This window comes from Pseudomonas sp. CP-1, assembly GCF_021213715.1.
Taxonomy (GTDB): Bacteria; Pseudomonadota; Gammaproteobacteria; order Pseudomonadales; family Pseudomonadaceae; genus Pseudomonas; species Pseudomonas aeruginosa.
This window is the reverse complement of record NZ_JAJQKY010000002.1, coordinates 228,801-243,209: the sequence shown is the minus strand read 5'-3', so window position 1 is coordinate 243,209 and position 14,409 is coordinate 228,801. Positions and strand designations below refer to the sequence as shown.

11 protein-coding genes are annotated in these 14,409 nt (G+C 66.7%); 3 read left to right on the top strand and 8 right to left on the bottom strand.

The annotated features are described in order from the left end of the window. The first annotated feature begins 1 nt into the window (after nucleotide 1). Nucleotides 2–1,714 carry an N-acetylglucosamine-specific PTS transporter subunit IIBC gene (nagE, locus tag LT948_RS05005; protein WP_003112082.1) on the top strand — a complete coding sequence of 571 codons (1,713 nt, stop codon included), beginning with the start codon at nucleotides 2–4 and terminating at the stop codon, nucleotides 1,712–1,714. A gap of 201 nt (nucleotides 1,715–1,915) precedes the next feature. Here the strand turns inward: nagE and LT948_RS05000 are convergent, their stop codons facing one another. The 3 genes from LT948_RS05000 to purL all read right to left on the bottom strand — a co-directional run bounded on the left by LT948_RS05000 (nucleotide 1,916) and on the right by purL (nucleotide 6,594). Continuing rightward, on the bottom strand, nucleotides 1,916–2,233 hold the full coding sequence (locus tag LT948_RS05000; protein ID WP_003092679.1) for a Nif3-like dinuclear metal center hexameric protein: 318 nt from the start codon (nucleotides 2,231–2,233) through the stop codon (nucleotides 1,916–1,918). Between the two features lie 179 nt (nucleotides 2,234–2,412). Next, nucleotides 2,413–2,691: a CDGSH iron-sulfur domain-containing protein gene (locus LT948_RS04995; RefSeq protein WP_003158782.1), complete on the bottom strand. Its 279-nt coding sequence runs from the start codon at nucleotides 2,689–2,691 to the stop codon at nucleotides 2,413–2,415. Between the two features lie 6 nt (nucleotides 2,692–2,697). Next, a complete protein-coding gene (purL, locus tag LT948_RS04990) occupies nucleotides 2,698–6,594 on the bottom strand; it encodes a phosphoribosylformylglycinamidine synthase (RefSeq protein ID WP_028681251.1) in 3,897 nt (1,298 codons plus the stop codon). A 286-nt stretch (nucleotides 6,595–6,880) separates the two neighbouring features. On the opposite strand from purL, the gene mltF reads away from it, so the two are divergent. Then, the gene (gene mltF / locus LT948_RS04985) at nucleotides 6,881–8,353 is read left to right on the top strand and encodes a membrane-bound lytic murein transglycosylase MltF (RefSeq protein WP_073656936.1); all 1,473 of its coding nucleotides are present in this window, start codon (nucleotides 6,881–6,883) and stop codon (nucleotides 8,351–8,353) included. A gap of 13 nt (nucleotides 8,354–8,366) precedes the next feature. Here mltF and LT948_RS04980 read toward each other — a convergent pair whose 3' ends face one another. Together LT948_RS04980 and LT948_RS04975 are read right to left on the bottom strand one after the other, a co-directional pair. Then, nucleotides 8,367–8,951 carry a DUF2239 family protein gene (locus tag LT948_RS04980; RefSeq protein ID WP_003092691.1) on the bottom strand — a complete coding sequence of 195 codons (585 nt, stop codon included), beginning with the start codon at nucleotides 8,949–8,951 and terminating at the stop codon, nucleotides 8,367–8,369. Between the two features lie 125 nt (nucleotides 8,952–9,076). Continuing rightward, on the bottom strand, nucleotides 9,077–10,333 hold the full coding sequence (locus tag LT948_RS04975) for an aromatic amino acid transport family protein (protein ID WP_003092694.1): 1,257 nt from the start codon (nucleotides 10,331–10,333) through the stop codon (nucleotides 9,077–9,079). 62 nt (nucleotides 10,334–10,395) lie between these two features. Between LT948_RS04975 and LT948_RS04970 the strand changes: the two genes are divergently transcribed. Further along, nucleotides 10,396–10,635 (top strand): hypothetical protein, encoded by a 240-nt coding sequence (locus tag LT948_RS04970; RefSeq protein ID WP_152959661.1) that lies wholly within the window; start codon nucleotides 10,396–10,398, stop codon nucleotides 10,633–10,635. A gap of 86 nt (nucleotides 10,636–10,721) precedes the next feature. Here LT948_RS04970 and tadA read toward each other — a convergent pair whose 3' ends face one another. The 3 genes from tadA to guaA form a co-directional block, all read right to left on the bottom strand. After that, complete coding sequence (gene tadA / locus LT948_RS04965; protein ID WP_003092697.1) at nucleotides 10,722–11,270, bottom strand: tRNA adenosine(34) deaminase TadA; 549 nt, start codon at nucleotides 11,268–11,270, stop codon at nucleotides 10,722–10,724. Beyond that, entirely contained in the window at nucleotides 11,261–12,652 is a 1,392-nt protein-coding gene (locus LT948_RS04960) for a multicopper oxidase family protein (protein ID WP_003092698.1), read from the bottom strand. The genes tadA and LT948_RS04960 overlap by 10 nt, the downstream gene beginning before the upstream one ends. 162 nt (nucleotides 12,653–12,814) lie before the next feature. Next, nucleotides 12,815–14,392, bottom strand: coding sequence for a glutamine-hydrolyzing GMP synthase (guaA, locus tag LT948_RS04955; protein ID WP_003105901.1), 1,578 nt, complete (start codon nucleotides 14,390–14,392; stop codon nucleotides 12,815–12,817). Nucleotides 14,393–14,409: the final 17 nt, after the last annotated feature.

Genomic DNA, 14,409 nt, shown 5'->3' with positions numbered 1-14,409 from the left:
CATGCCCCCGTTCCTGATCGAAAGCCTGCAACGCCTGGGCCGCGCCCTGATGCTGCCGATCGCGATCCTGCCGATCGCCGGCCTGCTGCTGCGCCTGGGCGACGTCGACCTGCTCGACATTCCGCTGGTCCACGACGCCGGCAAGGCGATCTTCGCCAACCTGGCGCTGATCTTCGCCATCGGCATCGCCGTCGGTTTCGCTCGCGACAACAACGGCACCGCCGGCCTGGCCGGCGCCATCGGCTACCTGGTGATGATCTCGGTGCTCAAGGTGATCGATCCGGGCATCGACATGGGCGTGCTCTCCGGCATCATCAGCGGCCTGGTGGCTGGCGCCCTGTATAACCGCTTCAAGGACGTGAAGCTGCCGGAATACCTGGCGTTCTTCGGCGGCCGCCGCTTCGTGCCGATCGCCACCGGGATCAGCGCGGTCTGCCTGGGCCTGCTGTTCGGGGTGATCTGGCCACCGCTGCAACAGGGCATCAACGGCCTCGGCCAGCTCATGCTGGAAAGCGGCAGCTTCGGCGCCTTCGCCTTCGGCGTGCTGAACCGCCTGCTGATCGTCACCGGGTTGCACCACATCCTCAACAACCTGGTGTGGTTCGTCTTCGGCAGCTTCACCGACCCGGAAACCGGGCGCGTCGTCACCGGCGACCTGGCGCGCTATTTCGCCGGCGACCCGAAGGGCGGCCAGTTCATGGCCGGGATGTTCCCGGTGATGATGTTCGGCCTGCCCGCCGCCTGCCTGGCGATGTACCGCAACGCCCGTCCGGAGCGGCGCAAGCTGATCGGCGGACTGCTCCTGTCGATGGCCTTGACCGCCTTCCTCACCGGCGTCACCGAGCCGGTGGAGTTCGCCTTCATGTTCCTCGCGCCGCTGCTCTACCTGCTGCATGCGCTGCTCACCGGCCTGTCCATGGCCCTCACCGACCTGCTCGACATCCGCCTCGGCTTCACCTTCTCCGGTGGCGCCATCGACCTCGCCCTGGGCTGGGGCCGTTCCACCCACGGCTGGATGCTCTGGCCGCTGGGCCTGCTCTATGCCGGCATCTATTACCTGGTGTTCGACTTCTGCATCCGCCGCTTCAACCTGAAGACCCCGGGCCGCGAAGACGACGCGAGCAGCGAATCGGGCGACAACACCGAAGCCGAGCGCGCCCCGGCATTCATCCGCGCCCTGGGTGGCGCAGCCAACCTCGAAGTGGTGGACGCCTGCACCACGCGCCTGCGTCTGCGCCTGGTCGACCGCGACAAGGCCTCGGACGCCCAACTCAAGGCCCTCGGTGCGATGGCCGTGGTACGTCCGGGCAAGGCCGGCAGCCTGCAGGTGGTGGTCGGCCCACAGGCCGACAGCATCGCCGACGAGATCCGCCGCGCCCTGCCCTTCGATACGCAACCGGGCGAAGCCGTGCCGCCGCTGGGCAGTCCGAACACAGCCGAAGAGGTGGTGTCGATGCAGGCCACCGTCGACGCCGCCGAAGCCCAGGCCTGGCTCGGCGCCCTCGGCGGCGCCGGCAACCTGCGCGAGGTACGGGACGTCGCACTGACCCGCCTGCGGGTCAGCGTGGCGGACGAACGCAAGCTGGCCACCGAGCAACTGCGTCGTCTCGGCGGACAGGGCGTCAGTTCCCTCGCCGGCGGCATCTGCCATATCCTGGTGGGCCCCCGCGCCGCGGCCTTGAGCCAGGCCCTGCAACCGCTGCTGCGGCGCTGACGGCAGAAGGGCTGGACCTCGGCCAATCGGCGGATAACCGCCAAGCGGTTATCCGCCCTACGGCACAGCTCCCACGCTCGGGTTCGATAATCGCGAGACGGTTGTTCGCGCCACGCCACAGCCCCGGGTCGGGCTCTCCCCGTGAGGCGGATAACGAAAAGGGCGGCCACTGGCCGTCCTTCTTGCTTGTCCGAGGAAAACTCAGAAGACCATGTCGGTCAGGCGCCAGACCTCGTAGGCCGGGGTCTCATAGGGATGCGCCGCCTTCAGCGCCTTGACGCTGGCGTGGATGAGCTCGTCGGCCACCACCAGCTCCACTTTCCACTCCGCCACGTGCTCGACCTGGCCGACCTGGCCCAGGTAGGGTTGGCTACCGTCCAGGGGCCGGAACTGGCCCTGGCCAAGGGACTGCCAGCAGCAACTGTCGTACGCCCCGATGCGCCCGCCACCCGCGGCAAACACCGCTTGCTTGACGACATCCAGATGGCTCTCAGGCACATAGAAACACAGCTTGTACATCGTTTTCTCCGCACGAATCGAATGCTGCACGAGGCGGTCGGTGGTTGTGCGACTGCCGACGCCAAATAATGGCACTTTGCCTTGACATGATGAATATTTGACGCTGTCTTTACGACAGATAAGCGCAACATTTGTTCGCCCGTCACAACACCTTCGTGCGGGCGTTCACAGATTTACGTTCAGCCGCGGAAACGCCGCCACCTGGCCTTCAGCCCGGAGGCGGAAGGCGCATGGCTACCGTCGCAATACGGCAGGTCGGCAGAGCGCCCACAGCGGCACAACAGCAACAGACGCTCGCGGGTCGCGTGGAGCGTCAGACCGTTGCGGCAGTCGGCGGGACAGTCGGGAAGCGAAGCCGAAGCCCCGCAGGTACAGAGCCGCAAGGTGTCGCCGGGAGAGACCCGGCGAACCTCGGGAAGAAGGTCGGGCGACGAGCTGGAGTCCGCATCGCCCGCCATGCCGGATCAGTCCACCCAGACCCGGGCGTTGCGGAACATGCGCAGCCAGCCGCCGTCTTCCTGCCAGTCGTCCGGGCGCCAGGAATTCTGCACGGCGCGGAACACCCGCTCGGGGTGCGGCATCATGATGGTGACCCGGCCGTCGCGGCTGCTCAGCCCGGTGATGCCGCGCGGCGACCCGTTGGGGTTGGCCGGGTAGGCTTCGGTGACCTTGCCGTGGTTGTCGACGAAACGCAGCGACACGCAGCCGGAAAGGTCGGCCTCGAGCAACGCTTCCTCCGACTCGAACTCCGCATGGCCTTCGCCATGGGCGATGGCGATCGGCAGGCGCGAACCGGCCATGCCCTGCAGGAAGATCGACGACGACTCCTGCACCTGGACCATCGCCACCCGCGCCTCGAACTGCTCGGAACGGTTGCGCACGAAGTGCGGCCAGAACTCGGTGCCGGGAATCAGCTCGTGCAGGTTGGACATCATCTGGCAGCCGTTGCAGACGCCGAGGGCGAAGCTGTCCTTGCGCGCGAAGAAGGCCTGGAAGCCGTCGCGGGCGCGGGCGTTGAAGAGGATCGACTTGGCCCAGCCCTCGCCGGCGCCGAGCACGTCGCCGTAGGAGAAGCCACCGCAGGCCACCAGGCCCTTGAAGGCGTCCAGGTCGACCCGCCCGGCGAGGATGTCGCTCATGTGCACGTCGATCGCGGCGAAGCCGGCGCGGTCGAACGCCGCGGCCATCTCCACCTGGCCGTTGACGCCCTGCTCGCGGAGGATCGCCACTTTCGGCCGCACGCCCTTCTTGATGTAGGGCGCGGCGATGTCGTCGTTGACGTCGTAGCTGAGCTTGATCGACAGCCCGGGGTTGTCTTCGTCCAGCAGCGCGTCGAACTCCTGCTCGGCGCAGTCGGCGTTGTCGCGCAGACGCTGGATCTGGTAGCTGGTCTCGCTCCAGATGCGTTGCAGGATGCGGCGCTGGGCGCTGTAGACGGTCTCGCCGTTGTAGTTCAGGTTGATCTCGTAGCCATTGACCGGCTGGCCGATCACCGCCACGCAGTCGTCGAGACCGGCGGCGCTGAACTGCGCGAGGACTTCCGGAGTGGCGCCCTCGCGAACTTGGATCACCGCGCCCAGTTCCTCGCTGAACAACACGGCCGCCAACTCTTCGCGGCTATCGGCCAGGGCATCGAGGTTCAGCTCGACGCCGCAGTGACCGGCGAAGGCCATCTCCAGCACGCTGGTGATCAGGCCGCCGTCGGAACGGTCGTGGTAGGCGAGGATATGGCCGTCGGCATTGAGCCCCTGGATCACCGCGAAGAAGGCTTTCAGGTCCTCGGCGTCGTCGACGTCCGGCACGGCGCGGCCGAGCTTGCCGTGGACCTGGGCCAGGATCGAGCCGCCGAGACGGTTCTTGCCGCGGCCGAGATCGATCAGGATCAGGTCGGTCTCGCCCTTGTCCAGGCGCAGTTGCGGGGTCAGGCTCTGGCGCACGTCGGCGACCGGAGCGAAGCCGGTGACGATCAGCGAGACCGGAGAAGTGACGCTCTTGTCCTCGCCATTGTCCTGCCAGCGGGTCTTCATGGACATCGAGTCCTTGCCCACCGGGATGGTGATGCCCAGTTCCGGACACAGTTCCATGCCCACGGCCTTGACCGTGTCATACAGGCGCGCGTCCTCGCCGGGGTGGCCGGCGGCGGCCATCCAGTTGGCGGAAAGCTTGATGTCGGACAGCTTGCCGATACGCGCGGCAGCCAGGTTGGTGACCGTCTCGCCGATGGCCATGCGTCCGGAAGCCGGGGCGTCCAGCAGCGCCAGCGGGGTGCGCTCGCCCATCGCCATGGCCTCGCCGGTGTAGACGTCGAAGCTGGTGGCGGTGACGGCGCAGTCGGCCACCGGCACCTGCCAGGGCCCGACCATCTGGTCGCGGGCCACCAGCCCGGTGATGGTGCGGTCGCCGATGGTGATCAGGAAGCTCTTGCTGGCCACGGCGGGATGGCGCAGGACGCGCTCGACGCTTTCCTGCAGCTCCAGCCCGGCGGCGTCGAAATCGTCACCCAGCTCGGCCTCGCGGGTGACCGCGCGGTGCATGCGCGGCGCCTTGCCGAGCAGGACTTCCAGCGGCATGTCCACCGGCTTGTTGTCGAAATGGCTGTCGGCGACGGTCAGCTGGCGCTGCTCGATGGCCTCGCCGACCACCGCGAACGGGCAGCGCTCGCGCTCGCAGATGGCCTTGAAGGTCTCGAAGTCGGCGGCGTCCACCGACAGCACGTAGCGCTCCTGCGACTCGTTGCACCAGATTTCCAGCGGGCTCATGCCCGGCTCGTCGTTGGGCACCGCGCGCAGCTCGAAGCGACCGCCGCGGCCGCCGTCGTTGATCAGTTCCGGCAGGGCGTTGGACAGGCCGCCGGCACCGACGTCATGGATGAAGCTGATCGGGTTGCGCTCGCCGAGCTGCCAGCAGCGGTCGATCACTTCCTGGCAACGCCGCTCCATTTCCGGGTTGTCGCGCTGCACCGAGGCGAAGTCGAGGTCGGCGGAGCTGGTGCCGGTGGCCATCGAAGAGGCGGCGCCGCCGCCCAGGCCGATCAGCATGGCCGGGCCGCCAAGGACGATGAGCTTGGCGCCGACGCTGATCTCGCCCTTCTGCACGTGTTCGTCGCGAATGTTGCCCATGCCGCCGGCGAGCATGATCGGCTTGTGGTAGCCGCGCACTTCCTCGCCGTGAGGGGTAGCGATCTTCTGCTCGAAGGTACGGAAGTAGCCGGTCAGCGCCGGACGGCCGAACTCGTTGTTGAACGCGGCGCCGCCCAGCGGGCCCTCGACCATGATGTCCAGAGCGGTGACGATGCGCTCGGGCTTGCCGTAGGGCACTTCCCAGGGCTGCTCGAAACCGGGGATCTGCAGGTTGGACACGGTGAAGCCGGTCAGGCCGGCCTTCGGCTTGGCGCCGCGGCCGGTGGCGCCCTCGTCGCGGATCTCGCCGCCGGAACCGGTGGAGGCACCGGGGAACGGCGCGATGGCGGTCGGGTGGTTGTGGGTCTCCACCTTCATCAGGATCTGCACCGGCTCGCGGCTGGCGGCGTATTCGCGGGTCTGCGGATCGGGGAAGAAACGCCCGGCGACATGGCCGACGATGACCGCGGCGTTGTCCTTGTATGCGGACAGCACGCCTTCGCGGTTCATCTCGTAGGTGTTCTTGATCATGCCGAACAGGCTCTTGTCCTGGGCCTGCCCGTCGATGTCCCAACTGGCATTGAAGATCTTGTGCCGGCAATGCTCGGAGTTGGCCTGGGCGAACATCATCAGCTCGACGTCGTGCGGGTTGCGCCCCAGTTCGCCGAAGCTCTTCAGCAGGTAGTCGATCTCGTCCTCGGCCAGGGCCAGGCCCAGCTCGACGTTGGCCTTCTCCAGCGCGGCGCGACCGCCGCCAAGCACGTCGACGGCGGTGAGCGGGCGGGGCTGCGCATGGCTGAACAGCTCGGCGGCGCCTTCCAGGCGGTCCAGCACCAGTTGGGTCATGCGGTCATGCAGGCGGGCGGCGACCTGCTGGGCGTCGCTCTCGGACAGTTCGCCCTGCACATAGTAGGCAATGCCGCGCTCCAGCCGGTCGATCTTCGCCAGGCCGCAGTTGCGGGCGATGTCGGAGGCCTTGCTCGACCACGGCGAGATGGTGCCGAAGCGCGGCACCACCAGGAACAGCCGGCCGCTGGGCTCCTGCACCGGCACGCTCGGGCCGTATTTCAGCAGCCGCGCCAGCACCTGCTCCTCGTCGGCGGTGAGCGCGCCGGTGACGTCGGCGAAATGCGCGAACTCAGCGTACAGCCCGGTAACGGCAGGTACGTGCTGGGTCAGTTGCTCGAGCAGTTTGCCGTGGCGGAAAGCGGAAAGGGCGGGAGCGCCGCGCAGGATCAGCATTGTCGGAACAGCCTCTGGAGACGGGAAGGTGTGGGGGCCGGCCGGGCCGGCCCGCAGAGGCCGTGCATTCTACCGTAAAGCACCGTCCGGCGGCACCCGCGCCGATGGCTATCGCATAGCCCTCCATCGGATCCGCGGCGGCCCGCTTCGAAGCACTTCGAGAACGGCGCCGCAGCGCTCTGCGACGGGGCAAGCGAAACGGCGGACGAACGGTATCCCGGCGCTAGCAGAGAAGGTCCCGGCTGTCGAGATATGGCGCCGTCTCGCCTTTGCGTATACTGCGCCGATGTTTGCCCTGACCGCGTACCGCTTACGTTGCGCCGCCTGGCTGTTGGCGACCGGCATCTTTCTGCTGCTTGCGGGCTGTAGCGAGGCGAAAGCCCCTACCGCCCTGGAGCGCGTGCAGAAGGAGGGCGTACTGCGCGTGATCACCCGCAACAGCCCGGCCACCTACTTCCAGGACCGCAACGGCGAAACCGGCTTCGAATACGAACTGGCCAAGCGCTTCGCCGAGCGTCTCGGCGTCGAGCTGAAGATCGAGACCGCCGACAACATCGACGACCTCTATGCCCAGCTTTCCCGCGAGGGCGGCCCGGCGCTCGCCGCGGCCGGCCTGACCCCGGGACGCGAAGACGACGCCAGCGTGCGCTACTCGCACACCTACCTCGACGTCACCCCGCAGATAATCTACCGCAACGGCCAGCAGCGCCCGACCCGCCCGGAAGACCTGGTCGGCAAGCGCATCATGGTGCTCAAGGGCAGCAGCCACGCGGAGCAGCTCGCCGAGCTGAAGAAGCAGTATCCCGAACTGAAGTACGAAGAATCCGATGCTGTCGAAGTGGTCGACCTGTTGCGCATGGTCGACGTCGGCGACATCGACCTGACCCTGGTCGACTCCAACGAACTGGCGATGAACCAGGTGTACTTCCCCAACGTCCGCGTCGCCTTCGATTTCGGCGAAGCCCGCGGGCTGGCCTGGGCCTTGCCGGGGGGCGACGACGACAGCCTGATGAACGAGGTCAACGCGTTCCTCGACCAGGCCAAGAAGGAAGGCCTGCTGCAACGCCTGAAGGACCGTTACTACGGGCATGTCGACGTACTCGGCTACGTCGGCGCCTACACCTTCGCCCAGCACCTGCAGCAACGCCTGCCGCGCTACGAAAGCCACTTCAAGCAGAGCGGCAAGCAGCTGGATACCGACTGGCGCCTGCTCGCCGCCATCGGCTACCAGGAATCGCTGTGGCAGCCCGGCGCCACCTCCAAGACCGGCGTGCGCGGCCTGATGATGCTGACCAACCGGACCGCCCAGGCGATGGGGGTGTCCAACCGGCTCGACCCGAAGCAGAGCATCCAGGGCGGCAGCAAGTATTTCGTGCAGATCCGCAGCGAACTGCCCGAGAGCATCAAGGAACCGGACCGCAGCTGGTTCGCCCTGGCCGCCTACAACATCGGCGGCGCGCACCTGGAAGACGCGCGCAAGATGGCCGAGAAGGAAGGCCTCAACCCGAACAAGTGGCTGGACGTGAAGAAGATGCTGCCGCGCCTGGCGCAGAAGCAGTGGTACGCCAAGACCCGCTACGGCTATGCGCGCGGCGGCGAGACCGTGCACTTCGTACAGAACGTGCGGCGCTACTACGACATCCTCACCTGGGTGACCCAGCCGCAGATGGAAGGCAGCCAGATCGCCGAGAGCGGGTTGCACCTGCCCGGCGTGAACAAGACGCGCCCGGAAGAAGACAGCGGCGACGAGAAACTCTAGCCGCCCCCTCCCCTCAGGATTCTCCGTCGCTTGCCAGCCAGGCGGCGTGCTCGCGCACATCGGTCGGCCAGCCGGCGATCCGCTCGGCGAAGCCCTCGCGATCCCCGGCGAACAGCGCCCGCGTCGCCTCCTCGAAGCCCGGCAGGTCGCCGGCCATCGCATTCATGAAATGGTAGGCGCGCTCCTGCGCCTGCCGCGCACGCCCGGACTGGCTGCGGCGCGCCTCCTCGACCAGCTTGCGCAGCGCCACCGAGGCGCCCCCGGGCTGCGCGGCGAGCCATTCCCAGTGGCGCGGCAGCAAGGTCACCTCGCGCGCCACCACGCCCAGCTTCGGCCGCCCGCGCCCGCGCGGCGCGGCCTCCTCCGCCGGTTGCCGCTCGCCTGCGCCGACCAGGCGCGCCAGCAGGTCCTCGCTGGAACCGCGGATATCGAGATCGACGGAGCGCCCAGTGGCATTGTCGAACACCAGCAGCGGCCCGGCAGCACCGCCGGCGACCGCTTGCTTCAAGGCCAGCGCAACCTCCGGCAGCGCCGCCGTCAGCAGCCGGCGCGTGCCGTCGAAGCAGGTGAAGGACTGGATGTATGGATCATTGGCCATGACAGGCTCCCATGGATGGAACGCCCGAATAATACCCGGATATAAATAGAGCGACAATATTATCCGGATAAAATAAATCCCATGAAAAAGGCCGCCTAATGGCGGCCTCTTCCGGCAGCGATGACCTACCAGCCGGCCGGCAGCAGGTTCATGGCGCTGCAAATGGCGTAGGCGGCGCTGGCCAGGTAGATCGTCACGATCACCGCCTGGATCGCCGGATGGGCGATCCAGCCGCATTTCCAGGCCGGCTCGAAGTCGCCGTTCCTGCGCGCCGAGCGCAGCATCAGGATCGGCATGATCGAGAGAATCACCCCGCTGAAGGCCCCGGCGAAGTACAGCGCGTTGACGAAGCCGACCAGCCCGCTGTAGGCCAGGACGAACGGCGGCAGTGCGACGATCGCCAGCACCAGCAGGCGGGTCTTCGGCCGGTTCTCCGGACCGAGCTTGTGGAACTTGTCGAAGATGTTGGTCAGGAAGCTACCGCCCAGGCCCCAGTAGGACGTCAGCATGGCGCACAGGGCGAAGGTGTTGGCGGTGAAGAAGGCCCATTCGCCGAGCGCCTTGCCCCAGGCCAGGGTGGCGACTTCGGACTGGTTCTCCAGGCCGGTCAGGGCGATCACCGAGAGCGGCACGATGCTGAGCAGGACGAAGGTGGTCAGCATCCCGGTGATCACCGCCTTCGGCAGGCGCTCCGGGGCGTGGCTGAAACCACGGGCCATCTCCGGGACGATGTACTGGGCGGAGAAGCAGAACACCGCGATGTTGAATACCGGGACCATGTAGATCCAGTCGCCTTCGAGCAGGCGAGCGAACTCGGTATTGTCGTTGAGCAGGGTGGCCGCCACCAGGATCAGGATCATGCTGACCATGCCGATGCTGATGAACTTCTCGCCCTTGCCGATGGCGCTCAGTCCCAGGTACAGCACGCCGGCGGCCGGAATGAAGAACAGCACGCTGCCCAGGGCCGGGCTGATGCCGAAGAAGGCGCTGAGGATCTTGCCGCTGCCGCTCATATAGGCGATCAGTGCGCCGATGCTGTTGACCGCCACGGACAGGAAAATCGCCCAGGCGCCGAAGGAGCCGACATAGCGCTGGGCAAGGCCGCTCAACTGGTTGTGGGTGCGCGTGCGCAGGGCGGTTTCCGAGACGTAGAGCATGGAAATGGTGGTGAACAGGCCGGCCACCGCCAGCCAGAGCAGCAATGGCATGAAGCCGGCCTTGCGGCTGGCGTAGGCCATGGACAGCACGCCTGCGCCGATGTTGGTTCCGACGATCATCGCCACCGCCTCGAGGAACGTCAGGCGCTTGACCTCCAGTCCCGAGGAATCGACGGCTTCCGCCCCGGCGTGATCCTGATACTGCTGGACCCGGGTATCACTCATGACAACAACTCCCTGCATTTCGAATTGGCATTGTGCGGGAGGCGGCCAGGACCGCCGTACCGATGGCCTTCTTCGAGGACAATGCAGGGCCGGGAATCGCGGACGCCTCCGGACCGGCCGCGCTTTTCGGCTGCGCGGTCCGGCGGGGGTATCCGCAGGCGGGCTCGCTCTCACCTGAAGCCATTGCCTGCGGGCCGCTTGCTCAAGCGGCCGTGCAAAATATCACACAATTCGACGAAGGAAGCGCGCGGCGACTACGACTTTACGCCTATGCCGATCGTCCGAAATATCCGGATAAATAATTGATGCAGATGGCTTTTGAAGGAGAAGAAGGCGCCAGGGCGTGCTTTAACGTTTCAGCCGGAGCGTTCGAAAAGAGAAACATTCGTCAGTCTTCGCGAGGCTTCTTCGCCGCTTCGCGCCGCGCGCGGAAGAACGCCGAGAGCGCCTGGCTGCATTCTTCCGCCAGCACGCCGCCCTCGACCATGACCCTATGGTTGAGATGCTCCTGCTCGAAGAATCGCCCACGGCTTTCCACTGCGCCCGACTTGGGCTCGACCGTGCCGTACACCAGGCGCTGGATGCGTGCGTGCACCAGCAGTCCGGAACACATGCTGCAGGGTTCCAGGGTCACATACAGGGTGCTGCCTGGCAGTCGGTAGTTGCCCGCCTCCGCCGCTGCCATGCGGATCGCCAGCATTTCGGCGTGGGCACTGGGATCGTGGCTGCTGATCGGCCGGTTGAAGCCCCGCCCGATGATCTCGCCCTCGCGCACCAGGACCGCGCCCACCGGCACTTCGCCGAGGGCCGCGGCCTTTTCCGCCTCTGCCAGGGCCTCGCGCATGAAATGCGGGTCCCGGCTGCGATCGATGATCGGACGCACACCTTTTACCGTCGGGTAGCCCTTGCCGTTGCTGATCAGCTTAGTCACCCGCACCAGGCCTCGCCGACCGCGATGGTCCCCATCAGGCCGGTCTCCATATGGTCGATGACATGGCAGTGGAACATCCACAGGCCCGGATTGTCCGCCACCAGCGCGACGCGGGCGGTCTCGTTCTTGCCCAGCAGGTAGGTGTCGGTGAAGTACGGGATGATCTCCCGGCGATCCGAATCCAGCACCTTGAAGGCCATCCCATGCAGGTGGATCGGGTGCTGGTACTGCGCCATGTTGCGCAGCTCGAAGATGTAGCTCTGGCCTTCCTTGAGCTTGGCCAGCGGCGGCGCGTTGTGCTTGTGCTCCTCGCCGCCTTCCCAGGCCTTGCCGTTGATCTGCCAGAACGACGGATAGGGATTCTTGCCGCTGGTATCGGACATCGCCCCGACCCACTCGAAACGGAAACCGATCTTCTCGGCATTGGCCAGGTCCGGTTCGCTCACCGGATTCGCCGGCAACGGCTTCGGCCAGTCGCCGGCAGGTGCCTCGGCGCTGGCCACGCTGCGGATCGTCGCCAGGCGTACCGGCCCGTCGCGCAGGGACAGCTCGGTGCCCGCTTCCGGCACCTTCAGCGCCAGCTCCAGGCGCATCCCGGGGCCGATCCAGTACTGCCCCTCGAATCCGCGCGGTTCCACCGGATGGCCATCGATGGCATAGATCCTCGCCTCGCCGTTGGGCAGGTTGAGACGGTAGGTGACGGTGTTGTCGACGTTCAGCAGGCGCACCCGGACGATCTGCCCGGCCGGCAGGTCGATGGTCGGCACATGCTTGCCGTTGATCGTCGAATAGCGCCCGCGGGTGCCTTCTCGCGCGGCCTGGCGCGGCACGCTGAAGGGGGTGAAGGCGCCCTGCTCGTCCACGTGCCAGGTCTTCAGGCAGAGAACCTTCTCGTGGCGGAACCCGGTGGGTTCGCGCTCCTCGATGATCAGCGGGCCGACCAGTCCGCGGCCGAGCTGCTCGCTGCTCATCAGGTGCGGGTGGTACCAGTAGCTGCCGGCGTCCTGGGTCTTGAACTGGTAGATGAAGCTCTCGCCCGGCTGCACCGGCGGCTGGGAAATGTACGGCACGCCGTCCATCTCGATCGGCAGGCGGATGCCGTGCCAGTGGATGGTGGTCGGTTCGTCCAGCCTGTTGGTGAAGCGCACCCGCAGCCACTCGCCCTGCTTCGCCCGCAACTCCACGCCGGGGCACTGGCCGCCATAGGCCAGCGCCGGACTGCTGAAGCCCGGGACGATCTCCAGGTCCAGCGGCGCGGCGATCAGTTCGTAGTCGTACTCCTGCGCCACCTGCGGACGCGCCAGCCAGAAGCGCGCGCCGCCGGCACCGAGGCCGACCACCGCTAGCCCGGCGAGGCCGCCGAGCACTTGTCTACGGGTAAATGTCATGGAGCCTTCACCTTCGCGGGTACTGCGGCTGGGAAATGATAGATTTTCTCATTTCCCAGCCGCGAAGGCGAGCCATCGCTCCGTGCAACTGCCTCTTTGCTGATCCGGAGCAAACGAAAAGGGCAGCCGAAGCTGCCCTTTCCTCTCATCGGCGCGAGCCGATCATTCCCACTCGATAGTCGCCGGCGGCTTGCTCGACACGTCGTAGGTGACCCGGGAGATACCGGCGATCTCGTTGATGATGCGGTTCGAGACCTTCTCCAGCAGTTCATAGGGCAGGTGAGCCCAGCGTGCGGTCATGAAGTCGATGGTCTCCACCGCGCGCAGGGCGACGACCCAGGCGTAGCGACGGCCGTCGCCGACCACGCCGACCGATTTCACCGGCTGGAACACCACGAACGCCTGGCTGGTCTTGTGGTACCAGTCGAAGGCGCGCAGTTCCTCGATGAAGATGTGGTCGGCCTGGCGCAGCAGGTCGGCGTACTCCTTCTTCACCTCGCCGAGGATGCGCACGCCCAGGCCCGGGCCGGGGAACGGGTGGCGGTAGACCATGTCGTAGGGCAGGCCCAGCTCCAGGCCGATCTTGCGCACTTCGTCCTTGAACAGTTCGCGCAGCGGCTCGACCAGTTCGAACTGCATGTCCTCCGGCAGGCCGCCGACGTTGTGGTGCGACTTGATCACGTGGGCCTTGCCGGTCTTGGCGCCGGCCGACTCGATCACGTCGGGGTAGATGGTGCCCTGGGCGAGGAACTTCACGTCCTGCAGCTTGGTGGCTTCTTCGTCGAAGACTTCGATGAAGGTGCGGCCGATGATCTTGCGCTTCTCTTCCGGATCGGCGACGCCGGCCAGGCGGCCGAGGAACTTGTCCTCGGCGTTGGCGCGGATCACCTTCACGCCCATGTTCTCGGCGAACATGGCCATCACCTGGTCGCCTTCGTGCAGGCGCAGCAGGCCGTTGTCGACGAACACGCAGGTCAGTTGGTCGCCGATGGCCTTGTGCAGCAGCGCGGCGACCACCGAGGAGTCCACGCCGCCGGAGAGGCCGAGCAGGACCTTGGAGGAACCGACCTGGGCGCGCACGGTGGCGATGGCGTCGTCGACGATGTTCGAGGGGGTCCACAGCGCGGCGCAACCACAGATGTCGAGGACGAAGCGCGAGAGAATGCGCAGGCCCTGCTTGGTGTGGGTGACTTCCGGGTGGAATTGCACGCCGTAGTAGGCGCGGGCATCGTCGGCCATGGCGGCGATCGGGCAGCTCGGGGTGCTGGCCAGGATGTGGAAGCCGGCCGGCATCTCGGTGACCTTGTCGCCGTGGCTCATCCACACGTCGAGGCCGAGCACGCCGTCGTCGTCCACGTGGTCCTCGATGCCGTCCAGCAGGCGCGCCTTGCCGACCACGTCGACGCGGGCGTAGCCGAACTCGCGCAGGTCGGAGCCCTGCACCTTGCCGCCCATCTGCTCGGCCATGGTCTGCATGCCGTAGCAGATGCCGAACAGCGGCACCTTCAGGTCGAACACCGCCTGCGGCGCGCGCGGGCTGTCGGCTTCGTGTACCGACTCGGGACCGCCGGCGAGGATGATGCCGCGCGGCGCGAAGGCGATGATCGCCTCGTTGCTCATGTCGAAGGGATGGATTTCGCAATACACGCCGATCTCGCGCACGCGGCGGGCGATCAGCTGGGTGTACTGGGAGCCGAAATCGAGGATCAGGATACGGTGGGCGTGAATGTCTTGGGACATGGCCATCTCTCGCTACG

What these genes read in the sequence shown, in the direction of transcription:
- LT948_RS04995 (WP_003158782.1), bottom strand. Translation starts at nt 2,691, where the DNA reads ATGGCGGGCGATGCGGACTCCAGCTCGTCGCCCGACCTTCTTCCCGAG.
- LT948_RS04970 (WP_152959661.1), top strand. Translation starts at nt 10,396, where the DNA reads ATGGCCTTCTTCGAGGACAATGCAGGGCCGGGAATCGCGGACGCCTCC.
- LT948_RS04975 (WP_003092694.1), bottom strand. Translation starts at nt 10,333, where the DNA reads ATGAGTGATACCCGGGTCCAGCAGTATCAGGATCACGCCGGGGCGGAA.
- LT948_RS04960 (WP_003092698.1), bottom strand. Translation starts at nt 12,652, where the DNA reads ATGACATTTACCCGTAGACAAGTGCTCGGCGGCCTCGCCGGGCTAGCG.
- mltF (WP_073656936.1), top strand. Translation starts at nt 6,881, where the DNA reads ATGTTTGCCCTGACCGCGTACCGCTTACGTTGCGCCGCCTGGCTGTTG.
- LT948_RS05000 (WP_003092679.1), bottom strand. Translation starts at nt 2,233, where the DNA reads ATGTACAAGCTGTGTTTCTATGTGCCTGAGAGCCATCTGGATGTCGTC.
- nagE (WP_003112082.1), top strand. Translation starts at nt 2, where the DNA reads ATGCCCCCGTTCCTGATCGAAAGCCTGCAACGCCTGGGCCGCGCCCTG.
- guaA (WP_003105901.1), bottom strand. Translation starts at nt 14,392, where the DNA reads ATGTCCCAAGACATTCACGCCCACCGTATCCTGATCCTCGATTTCGGC.
- LT948_RS04980 (WP_003092691.1), bottom strand. Translation starts at nt 8,951, where the DNA reads ATGGCCAATGATCCATACATCCAGTCCTTCACCTGCTTCGACGGCACG.
- purL (WP_028681251.1), bottom strand. Translation starts at nt 6,594, where the DNA reads ATGCTGATCCTGCGCGGCGCTCCCGCCCTTTCCGCTTTCCGCCACGGC.